General features: G+C 64.7%; 14 protein-coding genes. 5 read left to right on the plus strand and 9 right to left on the minus strand.

From position 1 onward, the window contains the following. The first annotated feature begins 9 nt into the window (after window positions 1-9). Genes BLT86_RS26300 through BLT86_RS17685 form a run of 5 tightly spaced genes read left to right on the plus strand, consistent with a single transcriptional unit; the run spans window position 10 to window position 10,740 of the window. Window positions 10-3,876: a PAS domain S-box protein gene (locus tag BLT86_RS26300; RefSeq protein WP_092378582.1), complete on the plus strand. Its 3,867-nt coding sequence runs from the start codon at window positions 10-12 to the stop codon at window positions 3,874-3,876. Further along, entirely contained in the window at window positions 3,873-5,795 is a 1,923-nt protein-coding gene (locus BLT86_RS17670) for an ATP-binding protein (RefSeq protein WP_092378585.1), read from the plus strand. Before BLT86_RS26300 ends, BLT86_RS17670 begins: the two co-directional genes overlap by 4 nt. Beyond that, window positions 5,792-8,689: a CHASE domain-containing protein gene (locus BLT86_RS17675; protein ID WP_092378588.1), complete on the plus strand. Its 2,898-nt coding sequence runs from the start codon at window positions 5,792-5,794 to the stop codon at window positions 8,687-8,689. Before BLT86_RS17670 ends, BLT86_RS17675 begins: the two co-directional genes overlap by 4 nt. Next, entirely contained in the window at window positions 8,682-9,068 is a 387-nt protein-coding gene (locus tag BLT86_RS17680) for a response regulator (RefSeq protein WP_017675996.1), read from the plus strand. The genes BLT86_RS17675 and BLT86_RS17680 overlap by 8 nt, the downstream gene beginning before the upstream one ends. Next, window positions 9,061-10,740: a diguanylate cyclase gene (locus BLT86_RS17685; RefSeq protein WP_092378592.1), complete on the plus strand. Its 1,680-nt coding sequence runs from the start codon at window positions 9,061-9,063 to the stop codon at window positions 10,738-10,740. Before BLT86_RS17680 ends, BLT86_RS17685 begins: the two co-directional genes overlap by 8 nt. A gap of 109 nt (window positions 10,741-10,849) precedes the next feature. On the opposite strand, the gene cysW is transcribed toward BLT86_RS17685, so the two are convergent. From cysW to ssuE, 9 genes are all read right to left on the minus strand, one after another. Further along, a complete protein-coding gene (gene cysW / locus BLT86_RS17690; protein ID WP_021490647.1) occupies window positions 10,850-11,677 on the minus strand; it encodes a sulfate ABC transporter permease subunit CysW in 828 nt (275 codons plus the stop codon). Next, window positions 11,674-12,513, minus strand: coding sequence for a sulfate ABC transporter permease subunit CysT (gene cysT, locus BLT86_RS17695; RefSeq protein ID WP_090337167.1), 840 nt, complete (start codon window positions 12,511-12,513; stop codon window positions 11,674-11,676). Before cysT ends, cysW begins: the two co-directional genes overlap by 4 nt. 279 nt (window positions 12,514-12,792) lie before the next feature. Beyond that, window positions 12,793-13,809, minus strand: a complete 1,017-nt coding sequence (gene cysP, locus BLT86_RS17700; protein ID WP_017676000.1) for a thiosulfate ABC transporter substrate-binding protein CysP — start codon at window positions 13,807-13,809, stop codon at window positions 12,793-12,795. 281 nt (window positions 13,810-14,090) lie between these two features. Then, the gene (locus BLT86_RS17705; protein WP_003242436.1) at window positions 14,091-14,306 is read right to left on the minus strand and encodes a TOBE domain-containing protein; all 216 of its coding nucleotides are present in this window, start codon (window positions 14,304-14,306) and stop codon (window positions 14,091-14,093) included. Between the two features lie 87 nt (window positions 14,307-14,393). Continuing rightward, window positions 14,394-15,194, minus strand: coding sequence for an aliphatic sulfonates ABC transporter ATP-binding protein (gene ssuB, locus BLT86_RS17710; protein ID WP_003464426.1), 801 nt, complete (start codon window positions 15,192-15,194; stop codon window positions 14,394-14,396). After that, complete coding sequence (gene ssuC, locus BLT86_RS17715; RefSeq protein WP_003464428.1) at window positions 15,191-15,985, minus strand: aliphatic sulfonate ABC transporter permease SsuC; 795 nt, start codon at window positions 15,983-15,985, stop codon at window positions 15,191-15,193. Before ssuC ends, ssuB begins: the two co-directional genes overlap by 4 nt. Before the next feature lie 162 nt (window positions 15,986-16,147). Then, window positions 16,148-17,296 carry an FMNH2-dependent alkanesulfonate monooxygenase gene (ssuD, locus tag BLT86_RS17720; protein WP_003464431.1) on the minus strand — a complete coding sequence of 383 codons (1,149 nt, stop codon included), beginning with the start codon at window positions 17,294-17,296 and terminating at the stop codon, window positions 16,148-16,150. Between the two features lie 92 nt (window positions 17,297-17,388). Further along, entirely contained in the window at window positions 17,389-18,354 is a 966-nt protein-coding gene (locus tag BLT86_RS17725; protein ID WP_003464450.1) for a sulfonate ABC transporter substrate-binding protein, read from the minus strand. Between the two features lie 83 nt (window positions 18,355-18,437). Beyond that, on the minus strand, window positions 18,438-19,031 hold the full coding sequence (gene ssuE, locus BLT86_RS17730; protein ID WP_003464452.1) for an NADPH-dependent FMN reductase: 594 nt from the start codon (window positions 19,029-19,031) through the stop codon (window positions 18,438-18,440). Between the last annotated feature and the right edge of the window lie 77 nt (window positions 19,032-19,108).

The raw sequence follows: 19,108 nt of genomic DNA on the forward strand, positions 1-19,108 counted from the left end.
GCGCGCCTGATGAGTAAGCCGAGGCTGGGTAATCGCTGGTTCGGTCAATTCAACGCCAGTGGCCGCGACGCCAGTGACCGCGACGCCGGCCGCCGGGACGCCGGCCGCTGGATAGTCATCGGAGGCAGCCTGTGCCTGGCGCTGTTCTTCGCCTTTCTCGGGCGCCAGGCGCTGAACGAGCGCGAAGCGCTCTGGCAACTGCAGATCAGCAAACAGGCAGACATCCAGCGTATGGCCCTGAACAGCACCCAGCATGGGCTGCAGGAACGCGCGCAGCTGCTGGCGGAAACCATCGCTGCTGACGCCTGGGTGACGGAGCTGGTGCGCCAGGCTCACGCCCTGCCGGCGAGCGATCAGCAAAGCCTGGCCAGCATCCGCAGCCAGCTCTACACCCGCCTGGCGCCGCGCTGGCGCAACCTGCAGGCGCACCAGCCGTTTCGTCTCTACGTGCACCTGGCGCCAGACGTGAAGGTGCTGCTGCGCGTGCACGAGCCCGAGCACTTTGGCGACCTGCAGATTGGCTGGCGCCCAATGGTACTGGAAGCGCTGCACAGCGCCAGAAGCCAAGCCGGCCTGGGCCTGACCCGCGGCAGCGTCGGCATGCGCGCCATCGCCCCATTGCTGGCCGAGGGCAACAACGGGTCCCAACAGGTCGGTGCCATCGAAGTGGCCATGGGGGTGCTCGAGGATCTTGCCCAGCTGGACCGCGAGTTCGACAGCGGTGTGGCCCTGCTGCTGCGCGAAGACCTGCTGCTGAGTTCGGACAGCGGCGAAGAACTTCGCGGCCTGGCCGGCGATAGCCAGCGCTGGCAGTTGATGGATCATTCGCGGCCCCAAGTGCTGGCCTGGCAACAGCAACAGCGATTGCCCGCCCCGAGCGAGGGCGATAGCGTGCGCCTGCTGGACAATGGCGAACGCCATTATCTGGTCAATCAGGTGGCGCTGAGCAGCTACCGGCAACGTCACGACCCCAGCGCAGAGCCACTGGCGGTCGCACTGATCTGGCACGACGTCAGCGATCAGTTCAATCTGCACCGCAGCGACAAGCGCTGGCTGGTAGTCAAGTGGCTGCTCGCCTGGTGCGGCGCCGAGGCCCTGCTGCTGGTTCTGCTACGCAGCACCCGGCGCAGCACGCAGCGCCTGATGCAGCGCCAGCAGGCGGCGCTGCGTGCGCTCAACGAAATCGCCGCGCTGCCCAACCTGAGCCGCACCGAGCAACTGCGCCAGGCGCTGCGCCTGGGCGCGGAACATTTCGGCATGCCGCTGGGCATCATCAGCCGTATCGAAGGCGAGCAGTACCAGGTGCTGGTGCAGGTATCTCCCGACGGCGCCCTCGCCGACGGCCAGCAGTTCGAACTGGGTGACACCTATTGCAGCCTGGCCTTGCAGCAGAACGATGTACTGGCCATCCCCCATATGGCCAACTCGCCGCATAGGCGCCACCCCTGTTATCGCCAGTTCGCCCTGGAAAGCTATATCGGCACCGCCGTGCGCGTGGGCGGCAAGCCTTTCGGTACCCTGGCCTTCGCCAACCCCGAGCGACGCAGGCAGCCATTCGATGACGCCGACCGTGACTTCCTCGGCTTGTTCGCCCGCTGGGTTGGCGCCATTCTGGAACGCCAGCAGCAGGAACGCGCCGTGCGCGCGGCACGCGCCTATCTGCAAGCGGTGCTGGACTCGGCCACCGGGGTATCGATCATCGCCACCGATACCAGCGGCACCATCAGCCTGTTCAATTCCGGCGCCGAACGCCTGCTAGGATTCAGCGCCGAGGAGATGATCGGACGCCAGACTCCGGCGATGTTTCATCTCGCGGACGAAATCCAGACCCGCGCCGCCGAGCTGAGCGAGGTCGCCGGCGCCCCGCTGGTGGACTTCGAGGTCTTAGTACACAACACCCGCGGCGGCGACCCGGAAACCCGACAGTGGACCTATCGCCACAAGGACGGCAGCCTGCGCCAGGTCAACCTCACCGTCAGCACCATGTTCGACGAGAGCGGCCAGATCACCGGCTTTCTCGGCATCGCCAGCGATATCAGCGAGTTGCAACAGACCACCCGCGCGTTACAGAAGAGCGAGAGTCGCTTCCGCGGCCTGGTAGCCAACCTGCCTGGCGTGGTGTATCGCTGCGCCAACGACGCCGACTGGAGCATGCGCTACATCAGCGATGAAATTGCCAACCTCAGCGGTTACCCGGCCAGCGACTTCATCGACAACCAGGTACGCAGCTTTTCCAGTATCGTGCACCCCGATGACCTGGCCATCACCTACCGCATCGGCGAGGCCATCTCGCGCCAGGAAAGCTTCGAGCTCACCTACCGCCTGCGCCATGCCGATGGCCATAACGTCTGGGTACGCGAGAAAGGCCGTGGCGAATACGATAGCCACGGCCATCTGCTGTGGGTCGACGGTTTCATCTGGGACATCAGCGAGCGCCAGGCCATGGAGGACGAACTGCGCCTGAGCCAACAGCGTTTTCTCAATGCCTTCAATACCGCTCCACAGGGCATGGCGCTGGTCGGCCCGGACGGCCGCTGGCTGGAGGTCAACGATGAGCTGTGCCGCATGCTCGGTTACGAACGCGAGGAGCTGCTGGCCTGCACCTACCAGCAGGTCACCCATCCGGACGATGTCGATGCCGATCGGCAGAACGTCTCCGATCTGCTGGCTGGGCGGATCAACGCCTATCAGATGGAGAAACGCTACCTGGACAAGCAAGGGCGCACGCTGTGGGTGTTGCTCAGCGTGTCGCTGGTACGTGACGGCGAGGGGCGGCCCGTGCATTTCGTCTCGCAGATTCAGGATTTCAGTGATCGTGTCGCTGCCGAGCGCGCGGTGCGCGAGCGCGAACATTACCTCAGTACCTTGCTCGACAACGTGGTCGACGCCATCGTCACCATCGATGAGCAGGGCCGCATCGAGACCTTCAACCATGCGGCCGAAGCGATATTCGGCTATCGCCAGCCCGAGGTCGCCGGTCAGAGCATCACCCAACTGGTTCCGCACCTGGCGGGCGACTTACTGCGGCAAGGCTGCGCCATCAACCAGATCGGCGAAATGGAAGGCCTGCGTCAGGATGGCGAATGCTTCCCCATGGAGCTGGCGATGTCACAGATCAGCCACCAGGGGCAGCGCCGCTTTATCGCGGTGATCCGCGACATCGCCGAGCGCAAGCGCACCGAACAGATGAAGAACGAATTCGTCTCCACTGTCAGCCACGAACTGCGCACCCCGCTCACCGCAATCGCCGGTTCGCTCGGCCTGATCAATGGCGGCGCCCTCGGCACCGTACCGGAAAGCATGCGCCAGATGCTGAGCATCGCCCACAGCAACAGCCAGCGTCTCAGCGCCCTGATCAACGACCTGCTGGACATGGACAAGCTGGTGGCCGGCAAGATGCATTTCGACCTGCAGACACGCGCACTGCAGCCACTGCTGGAACAGGCGCTGCTGCACAACCAGCCCTATGCCGAGCAGCATCAGGTCGAATTGCGCCTGCAGGTCGAGGGCGATGCCCAGGTGCGGGTCGACGCTCAGCGCCTGGCCCAGGTGATGGCCAACCTGCTGTCCAACGCCGCCAAGTTCTCGCCAGCGGGCGCCAGCGTCGAGGTGCGCCTGCAGCAGTGCGGCGAGGTCTTGCGCGTCAGCGTAGCGGACAGCGGCCCCGGCATACCGGAAGCCTTCAAACCGCGCATCTTCAGCAAGTTCTCCCAGGCCGACTCCGGTGACACCCGGCAACAGGGCGGCACCGGGCTGGGGCTGGCCATCTGCAAGGAAATCATCGAACGCATGGGCGGCCATATCGGCTTCGACTCGTCCCCAGGCCAAGGTGCTAGCTTCTGGTTCGAACTACCGATCACAGGGAGCGCGTCATGAGCCAAGCCCCGATCCCCGCCAACGAGCAGGAGCGCCTGGCCGCCCTGCGCGCCCTGGAACTGCTCGACAGCCCGGCCGAAGCGATGTTCGACCACATCACCGCGCTGGCTGCGCAGATCTGCGACACCCCTATCGCCCTGATTTCGCTGGTCGATGCCCAACGCCAGTGGTTCAAGAGCCGGGTTGGCCTGGATGCCGAGCAAACCGCGCGCGAGCTGGCCTTCTGCGCCCATGCGGTGGCCGACGACGCGCCCCTGGAAGTGGACAATGCCCTGGATGACGCGCGTTTTCTCGACAACCCGCTGGTCACTTCCGACCCGCATATCCGCTTTTACGCCGGCATGCCGCTGCACGACGGCCGGGGCCTGGCGCTCGGCACCCTGTGTGTGATCGACCGCCAACCGCGCCACCTCGACAGCCACCAGCGTGCTCAGTTGCAGCACTTGGCACAGCTGACCGGGGAGTTGTTCGAGCTGCGCCTGCAGGCGCGCCGCCAGGCCGAACAGAGCGCCATGCACCAGGCCATGCTGGACAACGCCGGTAGTGCAGTGCTGGTGCTTGACCCACAGGGCCGTGTACTGCGCAGCAACCATGAAGCGCAGCAGCTGCTGGGCTATTCGCCCGCTGAGCTGGAGGATAAGTACCTGCCGCAGCTACTGCTCGAACCAGGCCAGTACGAACGCCTGTGCACCGCCTGCAGCAGCGGGCCGCAGAGCACCGAGGGGCAGCTGCGCGCACGCAGCGGACAGCACCTGCCGGTGCGCCTGAATCTCTCGCCGATCCGCGCCGAAGGCCAGCCGCTCCAAGGCTACCTGCTGGTGGCCAACGATCTCAGCCAGCGCGAAGAGGCGCGCCTGCGCCTGCAGCGCATCGCCGCACAGCTGCCGGGCATGGTCTACCAGTATCTGCTGCGCGCCGATGGCAGCAGTTGCTTCCCCTATGCCAGCGCCGGAATCCGCGACGTTTACGGCTGCACGCCAGAAGAAGTCAGCGAGGATGCCGGCCCACTCCACGCCCGCCTGCATCCGGATGACGCGCCACAGGTGCACGCCGCCATCGCCCGCTCGGCCGCGAACCTGAGCACCTGGCATCAGGAATACCGCGTCCTGCATCCACTGCACGGTCCGCTCTGGGTCGAGGGGCGTGCCGCACCGCAGCGCCTGCACGGCGGCGAAACGCTCTGGCACGGCTTCATCAGCGACATCAGCGAACGCAAGCGCGGCGAGCAATTGCAGAACGAGTTCGTCTCCACCGTCAGCCATGAGCTGCGCACGCCGCTGACCGCCATCGCCGGCTCACTCGGCCTGATCAACGGCGGCGCCCTTGGCGCGGTGCCGGAGCAGATGCAGCAGATGCTGGAAATCGCCCAGAGCAACAGCCAGCGCCTGCGCAAGCTGATCGACGACCTGCTGGACATCGACAAGCTGGTCGCCGGCAAGATGCGCTTCGATCTGCAGCCGTTGGCCCTGCGCCCGCTGCTGGAGCAGGCGCTGCTCAGCAACCAGCCCTATGCCGAGCACCACCGGGTGCAACTGCTGCTACTGCCGGGCATCGATTGCCAGGTATGTGCCGATGCCCAGCGCCTGGAGCAGGTGCTGGCCAACCTGCTGGCCAATGCCGCCAAGTTTTCTGCCGCCGGACAGAGCGTGGAGCTATCAGCCGTGCCCACGGACGGCTGGGTACGCATCAGCGTGCGTGACCAGGGCCAGGGCATCGCGCAAGACTTCAAGCCGCGCATCTTCAGCAAATTTGCTCAGGCCGATGCCGGCGACACCCGCCGCCAGGGTGGCACAGGCCTGGGCCTGGCGATCAGCAAGGAGATCATCGAACACATGGGTGGCCGTATCGGCTTCGACTCCGTGGAGGGGCAAGGCAGCACCTTCTGGCTGGACCTGCCGCAAGTCGGGGTGCAGCCATGAACGACAACATCACGCTGCGCCTGCAACTGCTCGGGCAGCTGTTCAGCCGCAACAATCTGCTGGCCTGGGGCGTGCTGGCGCTGGCGCTCGGCACGACGCTGCTGGCCTGGGACAGCTTGCGCCAGAGCCAGAGCGCGTCCGCCTCACGCCAGCTCGAGCTTCTTGCCGACGAAATCAGCGAAGCCATCATCCAGCGCATGCATAACCAGGAAAGCATCCTGCTCGGCGCCGCCGCCCTGCTCGATGCCAATAAAGAGGTCAGTCGCGACGATTGGCGCACCTACGCGCGTCGCCTGAACCTGGAAGAACGCTACCCAGGTATCCAGGGCCTGGGGTTCAGCCAGGTATTGCCCGCCGAACAGCTGCACGCCTTCGAAACCGAAATGCGTGCCGAGGGCTACCCCAACTTCCGCGTGCGCCCGCTTGGCAAGCGTACGCTGTACAGCGCCATTCGCTATATCGAGCCTTTCGCCGGACGTAATCTGGTCGCCTTCGGCTTCGACATGCTGTCCGAACCCGTGCGCCAGGCCGCCATGCTGAACGCCGCACGCAGCGGCCAGAGCCGGCTGTCCGGCCGTGTCACGCTGGTGCAGGAAACCCACGGCAAGGTCCAACCGGGTTTGCTGCTGTACACCCCGGTGTACCGGCACGGCCAACCGCTGGACACTCCCGAGCAGCGCCTGGCCGCGCTGCGTGGCTTTGCCTACAGCCCCTACCGTGCGCACGACCTGATGCACGGCATCCTCGGTGCACGCCAACGCGACCTGGAGTTCGAGCTCTATGCCGGCCCCGATACGGTTGCCGCCGACCTGCTTTACAGCAGCGCTGGCAACGCCATCGATACGCCTGCCGACACCCAGCGAGAGCTGGAACTGTTCGGCCAGCGCTGGTACCTGAACTTTCACTACGCCCCAGGCTTTCTCGATGCCGCCCATCGCGGCGAGGGCTCACTGCTGGCATTGGGCGTCTGCATCAGCCTGCTGCTGTTCTTCCTGATCAGCAGCCTGAGCCTGCGCCGCGAGCAGATACAGCAGTTGGCCGAGCGCATCACCGAACAGCTGCACCGCAGCGAAGAGCGCCTGGCACTGGCACTCAAGGGCGGCAATGACGGTTGGTGGGATATCGAGGTCAAGGCCGGCAGCTTCTTCGCCTCGGCCCACGGCTGGCAGATGCTCGGCTATCCGGAGCAGGGCCCGCCGGGTTTTGCCGATGACCCCTGGGCCTGGGAAAACCTGGTGCACCCGGACGATCTGCCCGCAACGCGCGCTCGTCTGAAACATGCGCTGTCCACAGGCGCCAGCAACTTCACCATCGACTGTCGCCTGCTGCGTGTCGACGGCAGCGACCTGCCGGTGCTGCTGCGCGGCTACATCCAGCGCGACGACAAAGGCCACCCGCTGCGCATCACCGGCACCACCATGGACCAGAGCGAAGCCAAGCGTATCGAGCGCCTCAAGAGCGAGTTCGTCTCCACCGTCAGTCACGAGCTGCGCACACCGCTGACCGCCATCGCCGGCTCGCTGGGCCTGATCAATGGCGGCGCACTGGGCACGGTACCGGAGAGCATGCGCACCATGCTGAGCATCGCCCAGGCCAACAGCCAGCGCCTCAGCCACCTGATCAACGATCTGCTGGACATGGACAAACTGGAAGCCGGCAAGATGCAGTTCGACCTGCAACCCTGCGCGCTTGCCGCCCAGCTCCAGGAAGCGCTGGACAGCAACCAGGCCTATGCCGACCGCCACCAGGTCAAGCTGCACCTGCTCGACTGCGTGCCGGCCCGCGTACGGGTCGATGCCATGCGCCTGCAACAAGTGCTGGCCAACTTCATCTCCAACGCCGTGAAGTACTCGCCGCCCGGCGCCGAGGTATGCCTGCGCGCCGAAGGTCGCGGCGCTCGCGTGCGCGTCGAGGTCAGCGACCAGGGCCCAGGCATCGCCGCCGAATTTCGCCAGCGCATCTTCAGCAAGTTCTCCCAGGCCGACGCCAGTGACAGCCGCAGCAAGGGCGGCACCGGCCTGGGCCTGGCGATCAGCAAGGAACTGATCGAGCGCATGGGCGGGCAGATCGGCTTCGACTCGGTCGAAGGCCAGGGTACCTGCTTCTGGTTCGAGCTGCCGATGCTGGCCGATGCCGCCCTGCACGCCTCGGGCGATGGCCGGCGCAACCTGCTGGTGGTCGAGGACGAACCGGACATCGCCAACCTGCTGCGCCAGTTGCTGGAAAATGCCGGTTATCGCGTGCGTCTGGCTTACAGCCTGGATGAAGCACGCGCCCGCCTGCGCGAGGAAATACCCGCCGCCATCAGCCTCGACCTGCGCCTGCCGGACGGCGACGGCATGCAACTGGTACAAGAACTGCGCGCCGACGCGCGCTATCGCGAGCTGCCGATTCTGGTTGTCTCGGCCGCCTGCGAAGAAGGCCGCCTGGCCCTCGATGGAGTGCCCGCGCTGGACTGGCTGAGCAAGCCGATCGACCCGCAGCGCCTGCTCGGCAGCCTCGCCCAGGCCCTGCAGCACTTGCCGCAGAGTCCGCGCGTGCTACACGTGGAGGACGATCACGATCTGCGTATGGTGGTCGCCGAACAGGGCCGCGAGCTGGCCGAGTTCGTTCCCGCCGACAGCCTCGCCGAAGCGCGTCGCCTGCTCGCCGAGCAGCCTTTCGACCTGGTTCTGCTCGATCTCGGTCTGCCCGACGGCAACGGCCTGGAGCTGCTCGACGAACTGCAGAACCAGCGGCCAGGGCTACCGGTGGCCGTGCTCTCGGCCAGCGAGATGGATGGCCATGAATTGGCCGGGGTGAGCGCGGCACTGGCCAAATCACGCAATGATGGACAACACTTCCTGCACATGCTCAACCGCCTGTTACCCGCCAAGGAGACCCGCCATGACTGAGCTCAAGCGCATCCTTCACGTCGAGGACGACCCCTCGATCCAGGCCGTGGCCAAGGTCGCTCTGGAAGCCGTCGGCGGCTTCCAGGTGCTGAGCTGCGCCAGCGGCCAGGAAGCGCTCGATCAGGTACAAGGCTTCGCGCCCGACTTCATCCTGCTCGACGTGATGATGCCAGGCATGGACGGCCCGCAAACGCTGGAGAGGCTGCGCGAACTGGTGGATATCGGTGAGGTGCCAGTAGCCTTCATGACGGCCAAGGTCCAGCCCGGTGAAGTGGCCCATTACCGCAGCCTGGGCGCGCTCGACGTGATCGTGAAACCCTTCGATCCCATGCAGCTTGCCGCCCAGATCCGGCAGATCTGGAGCCGACGCCATGGATAAACACGACGGCCACGCCATTCCTCAGACCCTGCAGGAGCGCCTGCAGCAGCTCGGCCAGCAATTCGCCGAACGCCTGCGCCAGGAGCTTCCGCAACTGACGCAGCAGGGCGAGCAACTGCTCGAGGCCGGCGACGAGCAGCGCAGGCATCTGTTGCAGGCGCTACGCGACCAGCTGCATCGCCTGGCCGGCAGTGCCGGCACCTTCGGTTTCGACCAGCTTGGCCAGCAAGCGCGGGAGCTGGAACAACAGGCCGAGCGCTGGCTGGAACATCAGCAACGCCTGCAGCACGAACTCGGCGAATTCATCGCGGCGCTGCAACGCCTGGGCAACCAGACCTCCAGCAACGCGGCACCCGGCGCAGTGCAGCAGCAGATACCACAGGCGCTACGTGGAGACACCGAGTCCCGGCTCATCTACATCCTCGAGGATGAAATAGCCGTAGGCGAAAACATGCGCCTGACCCTGAACAACTTCGGCTATCAGGCCGAGCACTTCAATTCCATCGCCGGTCTCGATGCGGCCCTGGAGCAGCAGATACCGGACGCGCTGATCGTCGACGTCAACCTGGCCAACGAAGACTGCAGCGGCCTGGACTACGCTGCGAGCTTGCAGCAGCGCCTGGAGGTGCCCCTGCCGCTGCTGGTGCTGACCCACCAGGATGACTTCGCCACCCAGTTGCAGGCGGTGCGTGCCGGTGCATTAGGTTTCTTCGCCAAACCGGTGGACATTCCGCAGCTGGAAAGCCGCCTGGAACGCTGCTTCGCCCAGCAGAGCGGCGAGCCTTACCGGGTGTTGATCGTCGACGACGACCGCGATCTGGCCAGCCGCTACAGCCTGGTGCTGCGCGATGCCGGCATGCTGGTGGAATTTCTTCAGGACCCGGCGCAGATCTTCGAGCATCTGCGCGACTTCAATCCCGAGGTGGTGCTGCTCGACGTCAACATGCCGGACTGTACCGGCCCTGAGCTGGCGCAGATCATCCGTTGCAACGACGACTGGCTGCGCATCCCGATCATCTACCTGTCGGCGGAAACCGATATCGGCAAGCAGATGAATGCGCTGATCAAGGCCGGCGACGACTTCGTCACCAAGCCGATTTCCGACAACGCCCTGGTCGCCACCGTGTTCTCCCGCGCTCAGCGCGCACGTCTGCTGTCCAACGCCCTGGCGCGCGACAGCCTCACCGGCCTGCTCAAGCATGGCGATATCAAGGAGCAGGTGGCCATCGAGCTGGAGCGCGCGCTACGCAGCGGCGACCGCGCCAGTGTGGTGATGCTGGATATCGATCACTTCAAACGGGTCAACGACGAACATGGTCACGCCGCCGGCGACAACGTCATCCGCGCCCTGGCCAACCTGCTGCGCCAGCGCCTGCGTCGGGTCGACAGTCTGGGGCGCTATGGCGGCGAGGAGTTTCTCGCGGTACTGCCGGACTGCACCCCGCAACAGGCCAAGCAGATCGTCGACGAGATTCGCGAACGCTTCGCCGAGTTGCGCTTCATCGCCGATGGCGGCGAATTCTCCTGCACCCTGAGTGCTGGTATCGCCGGCACCGATGTGCACAGTGAAGCCGAGCAACTGCGCGAGCGCGCCGACAAGGCGCTGTATGCGGCCAAGCATGGTGGTCGCAATCAGGTGCAGGTGGCGGCGTCGGAAGAGCATCGCGGCTGAAGCCGCTCCTACACCAGCACCACGCTCCGTAGGAGCGGGTTCAGCCGCGATAGGAAATGAAGCCCCTAGGGATGCCACTCTTCACATCCACCATAAGCGTTCACCCTGATCAGGCCTCGGCGCGTTGCATCAGCTGGCGCTGACGCCACTCCATGAAGGTTTTCAGGAACAGAGTGAGCAGCGCCATGCACGCCAGCAGGCCGGCGGCAGTGAAGGCCGCCGCGGGCTTGTAGTCGTTGTTGAGCTGGTCGACCAACAGCGGCAAGGTCAGGGTCTGGTTGATGATGGTGCCGGAGACCACCGATACCGCGCCGAACTCACCGACCGCGCGCGCATTGGTCACCACCACGCCGTACAGCAGCGCCCATTTGATCTTCGGCAGGCTAATGCGGCGGAAGATCTGCCAGCCGCTGGCACCCAGGCACATGGCAGCGGCTTCTTCGTCCTGGCCCTGGGCCTGCATCACCGGAATCAGAATGCGCGCCACATAGGGCGCGGTGACGAATACGGTGACCATGACGATGCCCGGCCAGGCGAACATCAACTGCATGCCGTTATCGTAGAACCAGCGGCCGATGAAGCTCTCCAGGCCGTAGACCACCAGATAACAGAGGCCGGCGACCACCGGCGATACCGCATAGGGAATGTCGACCAGCGTGGTCAGCAGTTTGCGCCCGCGAAAATCGTAGTGCGTCACGCACCAGGCCAGGCAAATGCCGAAGCACAGGTTCAGCGGCACGGTGATGGCGGCCACCAGCAGGGTCAACCCGATGGCGTGGAGCATGTAGTCCTCGCCGAGGTTGCTCCACAGCAGGTCAAGCCCACCAGCCAGCGCCTTGGTGAAGATCAGCGCCAGCGGCACCAGCAGAATCAGCGCCACCACCATCAGACCGAGGATTACCAGCGCCCACTGGCGCCAATCTTGGGGCTTTTTCATCGACCTTGCCGTTGCCATGCGAACAGACGTCCCTGCACGACCTGCAGGAGGAACAGAAGAGTCAGCGAGGCAAGCAGGATCACCGAAGCAATGGCCGCCGCCGCCGGGTAATTGAACTCCTGCAGACGGACGAAAATCATCAGCGAGCTGACCTCCGTCTGGTAGGGAATGTTGCCGGCGATCATGATCACCGCGCCGAACTCGCCGAGGCTGCGCACGAAGGCCTGCGAGCCACCGGTGACCAGCGCCGGGGTCAGAGTCGGCAGGATCACCTTGCGAAAGGTCTGCACGCGGCTGGCGCCCAGGGTGCGCGCGGCCTCCTCGTATTCCGAGCCAAGATCCTGCAGCACCGGCTGCACGGTACGCACCACGAAGGGAATGCTGGTAAAGACCATCGCCACCACGATACCGGCGTAGGCGTAGGCCACCTTGAAGCCCAGCCACTGGCCGATCCAGCCGTTGGGTACCAGCAGCGCGGCGAGGGTCAGGCCGGCGACCGAGGTCGGCAGGGCAAACGGCAGGTCGACCAGCGCATCGACGATGCGCCGACCAGGGAAGTCGTAGCGGGTGATGACCCAGGCCAGCAGCAGACCCAGCACCAGCACCGCCAGCGTCGAGTAGAAGGCCGCCGAGATGGTCACCTTGTAGGTCTGCACCACACGCGGATCGCTGATCGCGAACCAGTACTGCGCCCAGGTCATGTCGCTGACGTACAACAGCAGCGCCGACAGCGGCAACAGGATCACCAGCGACAGGTACAGCACGCTGACGCCGAAGCTCAGGCCGAAGCCAGGCAGCAGCGGAGTCTGCAGGAAGAACAGCGTCGGTTTACTCACGAAAAGCTCGGCTCTACAAATGCAGTTGGCCGCCAATAAGGCGGCCAACTGACCATTACGATGCTCGCGTAGGGCGGGTGTAACCCGCCACTCATGGCTGGCGGGTTACACCCGCCCTAACAGGCCGTTGAAAAACTACCTACGTTGGCAATACTGCGTTAAAAATGGCCTCAAAATGCTCATTTACAGCACGTAAACTGCGCTTTTTCGGCCGTTTTTGCCTTGTCTTGCCTGCCTCGCCTACGTTTTTCAACAGCCTGCTACGCCAGACCGGCGCGCTCAGCGCCCAGTCGCGAGAAGCTGGTCAAGGATACCACCGTTGTCGAAGTGCTTGGCGGTGATGTCATCCCAGCTACCGAGGATCTCGTTCGGGTTGATCAGGCGTACCGGTGCGAACTGCGCCTTGGTCGCCTCGACCACTTCCAGGTTGTGCACGCGGTAGTTGTAGCGGGTCAGCAGCTGCTGGATGTCCTTGCTGTACTGGAAGTCGAGGAAGGCCTTGGCCTGCTCGCGGGTGCCGCGCTCGTCGGCCACCTTGTCGACGATGGCCACCGGGAACTCGGCCAGCACGCTGACTTCCGGCACCACGATTTCCAGGTTGGCAGACTTGAACTCGTCACCCTTGGCGATGTTGATCACTTCCGACTCGAAGGTCAGCAGCACGTCGCCCTGGCCGTTCTGGGCGAAGGCCACGGTGGCGCCACGGCCGCCAGTGGGGAAGTTCTCGACGTTCTTCAGCAGCTTGCCGACGAAGGCCTTTACCTTCTCCTCGTCGCCATTGAATTTCTCGTTGGCGAACAGCCAGGCGCCCAGGTAACTGTAGCGGGCGTTGCCGGAGGTTTTCGGGTTGGGGAATACCAGCTTCACGTCGTCGCGAATCAGGTCATCCCAGCTCTTGATGTTCTTCGGGTTGCCTTCACGCACCAGGAACGCGGTGGTGCTGTAGTACGGCGAGGCGTTGTTGGGGAACTGCTTGGCCCAGTCTTCACGCAGCAGACCGCGCTTGGCCAGGATGTCCACATCGGTTACCTGGTTAAAGGTGACGACGTCGACCTTCTTGCCCTGGATGATGTCCTGCGCCTGACGCGAGGTACCGGCGAAGGACTGGATGATCTTCACTTCCTTGCCGCTCTGCTGCTTCCAGTGCTCGACGAACAGCGGATTGATCTCGCCGAACAGCTCGCGGGCGATGTCGTAGGAGGCGTTGTGGAACGGCGTGTCGGCAGCAGCATGGCTCAGCGAGCCAGTCAGCAGGGTGGCACTGGCCACACTGGCCAGGAGGATCTTCTTCAGCATGAGCGGCTTCCTTATCGTTGGCAGAGCCTGCAAGCAGGCGTTTTGATGGCGCGATTGTGGCGCAACGGTATATATCCGAAAAATACTATTTTCTTATCTGCTTATAACCAGATAAAAATCAACCACGCCATCAGACGAACCCGCCGCATAGGTGCGGCCAGGGAAAGACGGGGAAGCATACGGGAAGGAGCCGGAAGTGGCGAACAAGGAGGAGCGCGGGAAGTAACGGTGGCACCTTGCCCCGGCCGCCCCGAGGAGCGGCCAGGGTGGCGCAAGAGCGATCAGAGCTTGGCGATGGACACTTCGGTGGATTTCACGAAAGCGATCACTTCACTGCCCACCTGCAATTCCAGTTCGCGCACGGAGCGGGTGGTGATCACCGAGGTGACGATGCCGGCGGCAGTCTGCACGTCGATTTCCGACAGCACGTCGCCGATGACGATTTCCTTGATGCTGCCCTTGAACTGGTTACGCACGTTGATGGCTTTGATGGTCATGGTGTTTCTCCTGATGGTCCACTGATGTAGCCCGGATGCAATCCGGGGAATTCTTGAGCCGTCCCGGATTACATCCGGGCTACGGTCTCACAGCGCCCAACGCAATTGCGTGGGCAGAGGTGATACGGGGTCTGGTGGGGTCGGCAACTCCGGCTGTGCCAGCACCCGGTCGAGCACCCGCGCTTCCAACGCAGCCAGCAGCGGCGAGCCATGCGGACGCGGGCGCAGCAGTTGCACATCGAGGTCGAGGCCGATCTGACCGTCCTCGATGAGAATTACCCGGTCCGCTACGGCCACCGCTTCGGCGACGTCGTGGGTGACCAGCAGCACGGTGAAGCCATGCTGCTGCCACAGACGTTCGATCAGTTGCTGCATCTCGATGCGGGTCAGCGCATCCAGCGCGCCCAGCGGCTCATCGAGCAGCAGCAGGCGCGGCCGATGGATCAATGCACGGGCCAGGGCCACGCGCTGCTTCTGCCCGCCGGACAGTGCCGCCGGCCACTCATTGGCACGATCCGCCAGGCCGACCGCCGCCAGGGCTTCCTCGGCCTGCTTGCGCCAGTTGCCGGAAAGACCCAGGCCGACGTTGTCGATCACCCGCTTCCAGGGCAGCAGACGCGAGTCCTGGAACATCAGGCGAATGTCTTCACGCACCGCGTTGAGCGAGCCATTGCCGGCCAGCAACTGGCCACCGCTGGGCTGATCCAGACCGGCCAGCAGGCGCAGCAGCGTGCTCTTGCCACAGCCGCTGCGGCCGACCACGGCGACGAACTGGCCGGCCGGGATATGCAGGTCGATGCCCTTGAGCACCTGGCGCTCGCCGAAGGATTTCTCGATCTTCTCGATCGCCAGGGGAATGCCCTGACGAATGTTATGCAGCGCTGTCATTGCCCACCTGCCTTGACCTGATAGGCCGGATGCCAGCGCAGCCAGATGCGCTCAAGACCACGGGCGGCGACGTCGGCCAGCTTGCCGAGCACCGCGTAGAGCAGAATCGCCAGCACCACCACATCGGTCTGCAGGAATTCGCGGGCGTTCATCGCCAGGTAGCCAATGCCACTGCTGGCAGAGATGGTCTCCGCGACGATCAGCGTCAGCCACATGAAGCCCAGAGCGAAACGCACGCCAACCAGGATCGACGGCAACGCACCCGGCAGGATCACCTGACGGAACAGCGAGAAGCCGGACAAGCCATAGCTGCGCGCCATCTCCACCAGCGCCGGATCGACGTTGCGGATGCCGTGGTAGGTGTTGAGGTAGATCGGGAACAGCGTGCCGAGCGCGACCAGGAACACCTTGGCCGCCTCGTCGATGCCGAACCAGAGGATCACCAGCGGGATCAGCGCCAGGTGCGGCACGTTGCGAATCATCTGCACCGAACTGTCGAGAAAGCGCTCGCCCCATTTCGAAAGGCCGGTGATAAAGCCCAGCAGCAAGCCGATGCCGCCGCCAATGGCGAAGCCGATACCGGCGCGCTGGCCACTGATCGCCAGGTGCTGCCAGATTTCGCCGGAGGCCAGCAGCGCCCAGCCGGCGGCGAGCACGGCGCTGGGCGCCGGCAGGATGCGGCTGGACAGCCAACCGCTGGCCACCGCCAGTTGCCAGGCGGCCAGCAGCCCCAGCGGCAAGGCCCAGGGCGCAGCGCGAAGAGCCAGTTTGTGAAGAGTCGTGTTGCTCATGGTTGCCTCGAAAAATTCTGTATCTCTGTCCCCGGATTGCATTCGGGCCACATCGGCCCTCTCCCCAACCCTCTCCCGCTTGCGGGAGAGGGGCTGGGGGAGAGGGTGCTTTTCAGTCCGTAGCCCGGATGCAATCCGGGGCAACCAGTGACTGCACCAACCTCAACTCGCCGAAGCCGCCTTCGGCAAAATGTCGCTGGAGATCATTTCGCCGAACGGGCTGACATAACCGCGACTTTCCGGACGCTGCGGCTGGGCTACGTCCAGATGCGGGAACAGCAGTTCGGCGACCCGGTACGACTCTTCCAGATGCGGGTAGCCGGAGAAGATGAAGGTGTCGATGCCCAGCTCCGCATACTCCTTGACCCGAGCTGCCACGGTCGGGCCATCGCCGACCAGCGCAGTGCCAGCGCCGCCGCGCACCAGGCCGACACCGGCCCAGAGGTTCGGCGACACTTCCAGGTTGTCGGTCTTGCCACCGTGCAAAGCGGCCATGCGCTGTTGGCCAACGGAGTCGAAGCGCGCCAGCGACGCCTGGGCACGGTCGATGGTGTCCTGATCCAGGTGGCTGATCAGGCGATCCGCCGCCGCCCAGGCTTCCTCATTGGTCTCGCGCACGATCACGTGCAGGCGAATGCCGAAGCGCACTTCGCGGCCCTGCGCAGCAGCCTTCTCGCGCACCTGAGCGATCTTCTCGGCCACCGCAGCCGGCGGCTCGCCCCAGGTCAGGTACAGCTCGACCTGCTCGGCGGCCAGATCCTGCGCCGCGTCGGACGACCCACCGAAATACAGCGGCGGACGCGGCTGCTGGATCGGCGGGTAGAGCAGCTTGGCGCCCTTCACCTGGATATGCTTGCCGTCGTAGTCGACGGTTTCGCCTTCCAGAACGCGGCGCCAGATACGGGTGAATTCGACGGAAGCCTCATAGCGCTCGGCGTGCGACAGGTGCAGACCATCGCCGGCCAGCTCGTCCGGATCGCCCCCGGTCACCAGATTGAACAGCGCACGGCCGTTCGACAGGCGATCCAGGGTCGCCGCCTGGCGCGCAGCCACGGTCGGCGAAATGATCCCCGGGCGCAGGGCAACGAGAAACTTCAGATTCTGCGTGAGCGGGATCAGCGAGGCGGCCACCAGCCAGGAGTCCTCGCAGGAACGCCCGGTGGGAATCAGCACGCCGCCATAACCGAGGCGGTCAGCCGCCTGGGCGACCTGGGCCAGGTAGCCGTGGTCGACGGCGCGCGCGCCTTCGGCGGTGCCCAGGTACTTGCCATCGCCATGGGTAGGCAGGAACCAGAAGATGTTGAGGCTCATGGAGTTGTCTCCTTTCACGAAAGCGTTGACGTAGCCCGGATGCAATCCGGGAAATACCGTGTGGCTGCCCCGGATTGCATCCGGGCTACGGGTTACTGGTTCTGCGCGACCTTGGCCGGCGGATTCCAGATCACGTCCTTGATGGTCAGCTGCTTGGGGATCAGCTTCAGCTCAGTGAAGGTATCGGCGATCTTCTGCTGCGCCTCGACCACCTCCGGGCTGATGAACTGCGCGCCGTAACCCTGGCGCTCGACGGCCTGGCGGGTGATTTCCGGGGACAGGCCGATCAGCGGCGCGACCTGGCTGGTGGCTTCGTCGAGGTTGCCCTTGACCCACTCGCCGACGCCGCGGATTTCCTCGACCAGCGTGCCGACCACCTGCGGGTTCTTCTCGGCATAGGTGCGGGTCGCCAGGTAGAACTGGTGGTTGTCCACCAGACCGCTACCGTCACGCAGGGTGCGGGCCTGCAATTGCTTCTCGGCGGCGGACTGGAACGGGTCCCAGATCACCCAGGCATCGACGCTGCCACGCTCGAAGGCGGCGCGGGCATCGGCGGGCGGCAGGTAGACCGGGGTGATGTCGCCGTACTTGAGGCCGGCGTCTTCCAGCGCGCGCACCAGCAGGTAATGCACGTTGGAGCCCTTGTTCAGGGCGACCTTCTTGCCCTTGAGTTCGGCCACCGATTTGATCGGCGAATCTTTCGGCACGAGGATCGCCTCGCCGGTTGGGGCCGGCGGCTCATGGGCGACGTAGAGCAGGTCAGCGCCAGCTGCCTGAGCGAACACCGGTGGGGTTTCACCGGTGACACCGAAATCCACGGAGCCGACGTTGAGACCCTCGAGCAGTTGCGGACCGCCCGGGAACTCCGTCCACTTGACCTCCACGCCCTGCTCGGCCAAGCGTTTTTCCAGGGTGCCCTTGGCCTTGAGCAGCACCAGGGTGCCGTATTTCTGATAGCCGATACGCAATGTCTCGGCTTGTGCATGAGTGATGGCGCCGAAGGAAATGGCCGCGGCAAACAGGGCGACCAGGCTTCGACGCAAAGTAATGGTGCGCATGGCGCTCTCCCTTTGCTGTGATGTCTTGGTTGGCTACCTGCTTGCCCGTTGGCGGGCGAGTAAGGCGGGGTGTTACAGATGGATCAGATACTCCAGCGGGCGTTCACCAGCCGGTCGTTGAGCAGGTTCGGGTCGATCGGCTTCGGCCGTCGCGCCAGGGCTGCGCCCAGTTGTTCCAGAGCCTCATCGAGACGTTCGCGCAACTCGTCGTCGATCTGCGCGGGCCTGTCCCCTTCCGGGTAGGCGATCTGCTTGTCTACGGCGAACACGCCGGAGAGCATTTCCTGCGCCTTCAGCGCGGCCAGCACCGGCTTGAGCGCGTAGTCCACAGCCAGCAGATGCGCCGGGCTGCCACCACTGGCCAGGGGCAGCACCACCTTGTGCGCCAGGGCGCGCTCGGGCAGCAGATCCAGCAGCACCTTCAAGGCACCGGTGAACGACGCCTTGTACACCGGCGTACCGACCACCAGGCCATCGGCGCTGGCCACCACAGCCTGCAACTGCTGCACCGCCGGGCTGTCGAAGCGGGCATGCAGCAGGTCCTCGGCGGGGAAATCCCGCACCCGCAGCAGGCTGACTTCCACCTGCTGCGCCTCCAGGCGCTGGCGGACGTAATCCAGCAGTACCTCGGTGCGCGAACGCACCGCAGGGCTGCCGGAGAGCAACACGACATGCATGGTGATTCCTTAAACGTTCTTGCGATCTCGCGAGCTAGAGCCATACAAGGCAAAACCGTACGAGGAGAGGTCGGAGT

The organism is Pseudomonas sihuiensis, assembly GCF_900106015.1.
Classification (GTDB): domain Bacteria; phylum Pseudomonadota; class Gammaproteobacteria; order Pseudomonadales; family Pseudomonadaceae; genus Aquipseudomonas; species Aquipseudomonas sihuiensis.

Coding starts and splice junctions, on each gene's coding strand:
- BLT86_RS26300 (WP_092378582.1), top strand. CDS start 10: ATGAGTAAGCCGAGGCTGGGTAATCGCTGGTTCGGTCAATTCAACGCC.
- cysP (WP_017676000.1), bottom strand. CDS start 13,809: ATGCTGAAGAAGATCCTCCTGGCCAGTGTGGCCAGTGCCACCCTGCTG.
- ssuE (WP_003464452.1), bottom strand. CDS start 19,031: ATGCATGTCGTGTTGCTCTCCGGCAGCCCTGCGGTGCGTTCGCGCACC.
- BLT86_RS17725 (WP_003464450.1), bottom strand. CDS start 18,354: ATGCGCACCATTACTTTGCGTCGAAGCCTGGTCGCCCTGTTTGCCGCG.
- BLT86_RS17685 (WP_092378592.1), top strand. CDS start 9,061: ATGGATAAACACGACGGCCACGCCATTCCTCAGACCCTGCAGGAGCGC.
- ssuC (WP_003464428.1), bottom strand. CDS start 15,985: ATGAGCAACACGACTCTTCACAAACTGGCTCTTCGCGCTGCGCCCTGG.
- ssuB (WP_003464426.1), bottom strand. CDS start 15,194: ATGACAGCGCTGCATAACATTCGTCAGGGCATTCCCCTGGCGATCGAG.
- BLT86_RS17670 (WP_092378585.1), top strand. CDS start 3,873: ATGAGCCAAGCCCCGATCCCCGCCAACGAGCAGGAGCGCCTGGCCGCC.
- BLT86_RS17705 (WP_003242436.1), bottom strand. CDS start 14,306: ATGACCATCAAAGCCATCAACGTGCGTAACCAGTTCAAGGGCAGCATC.
- BLT86_RS17675 (WP_092378588.1), top strand. CDS start 5,792: ATGAACGACAACATCACGCTGCGCCTGCAACTGCTCGGGCAGCTGTTC.
- ssuD (WP_003464431.1), bottom strand. CDS start 17,296: ATGAGCCTCAACATCTTCTGGTTCCTGCCTACCCATGGCGATGGCAAG.
- BLT86_RS17680 (WP_017675996.1), top strand. CDS start 8,682: ATGACTGAGCTCAAGCGCATCCTTCACGTCGAGGACGACCCCTCGATC.
- cysW (WP_021490647.1), bottom strand. CDS start 11,677: ATGAAAAAGCCCCAAGATTGGCGCCAGTGGGCGCTGGTAATCCTCGGT.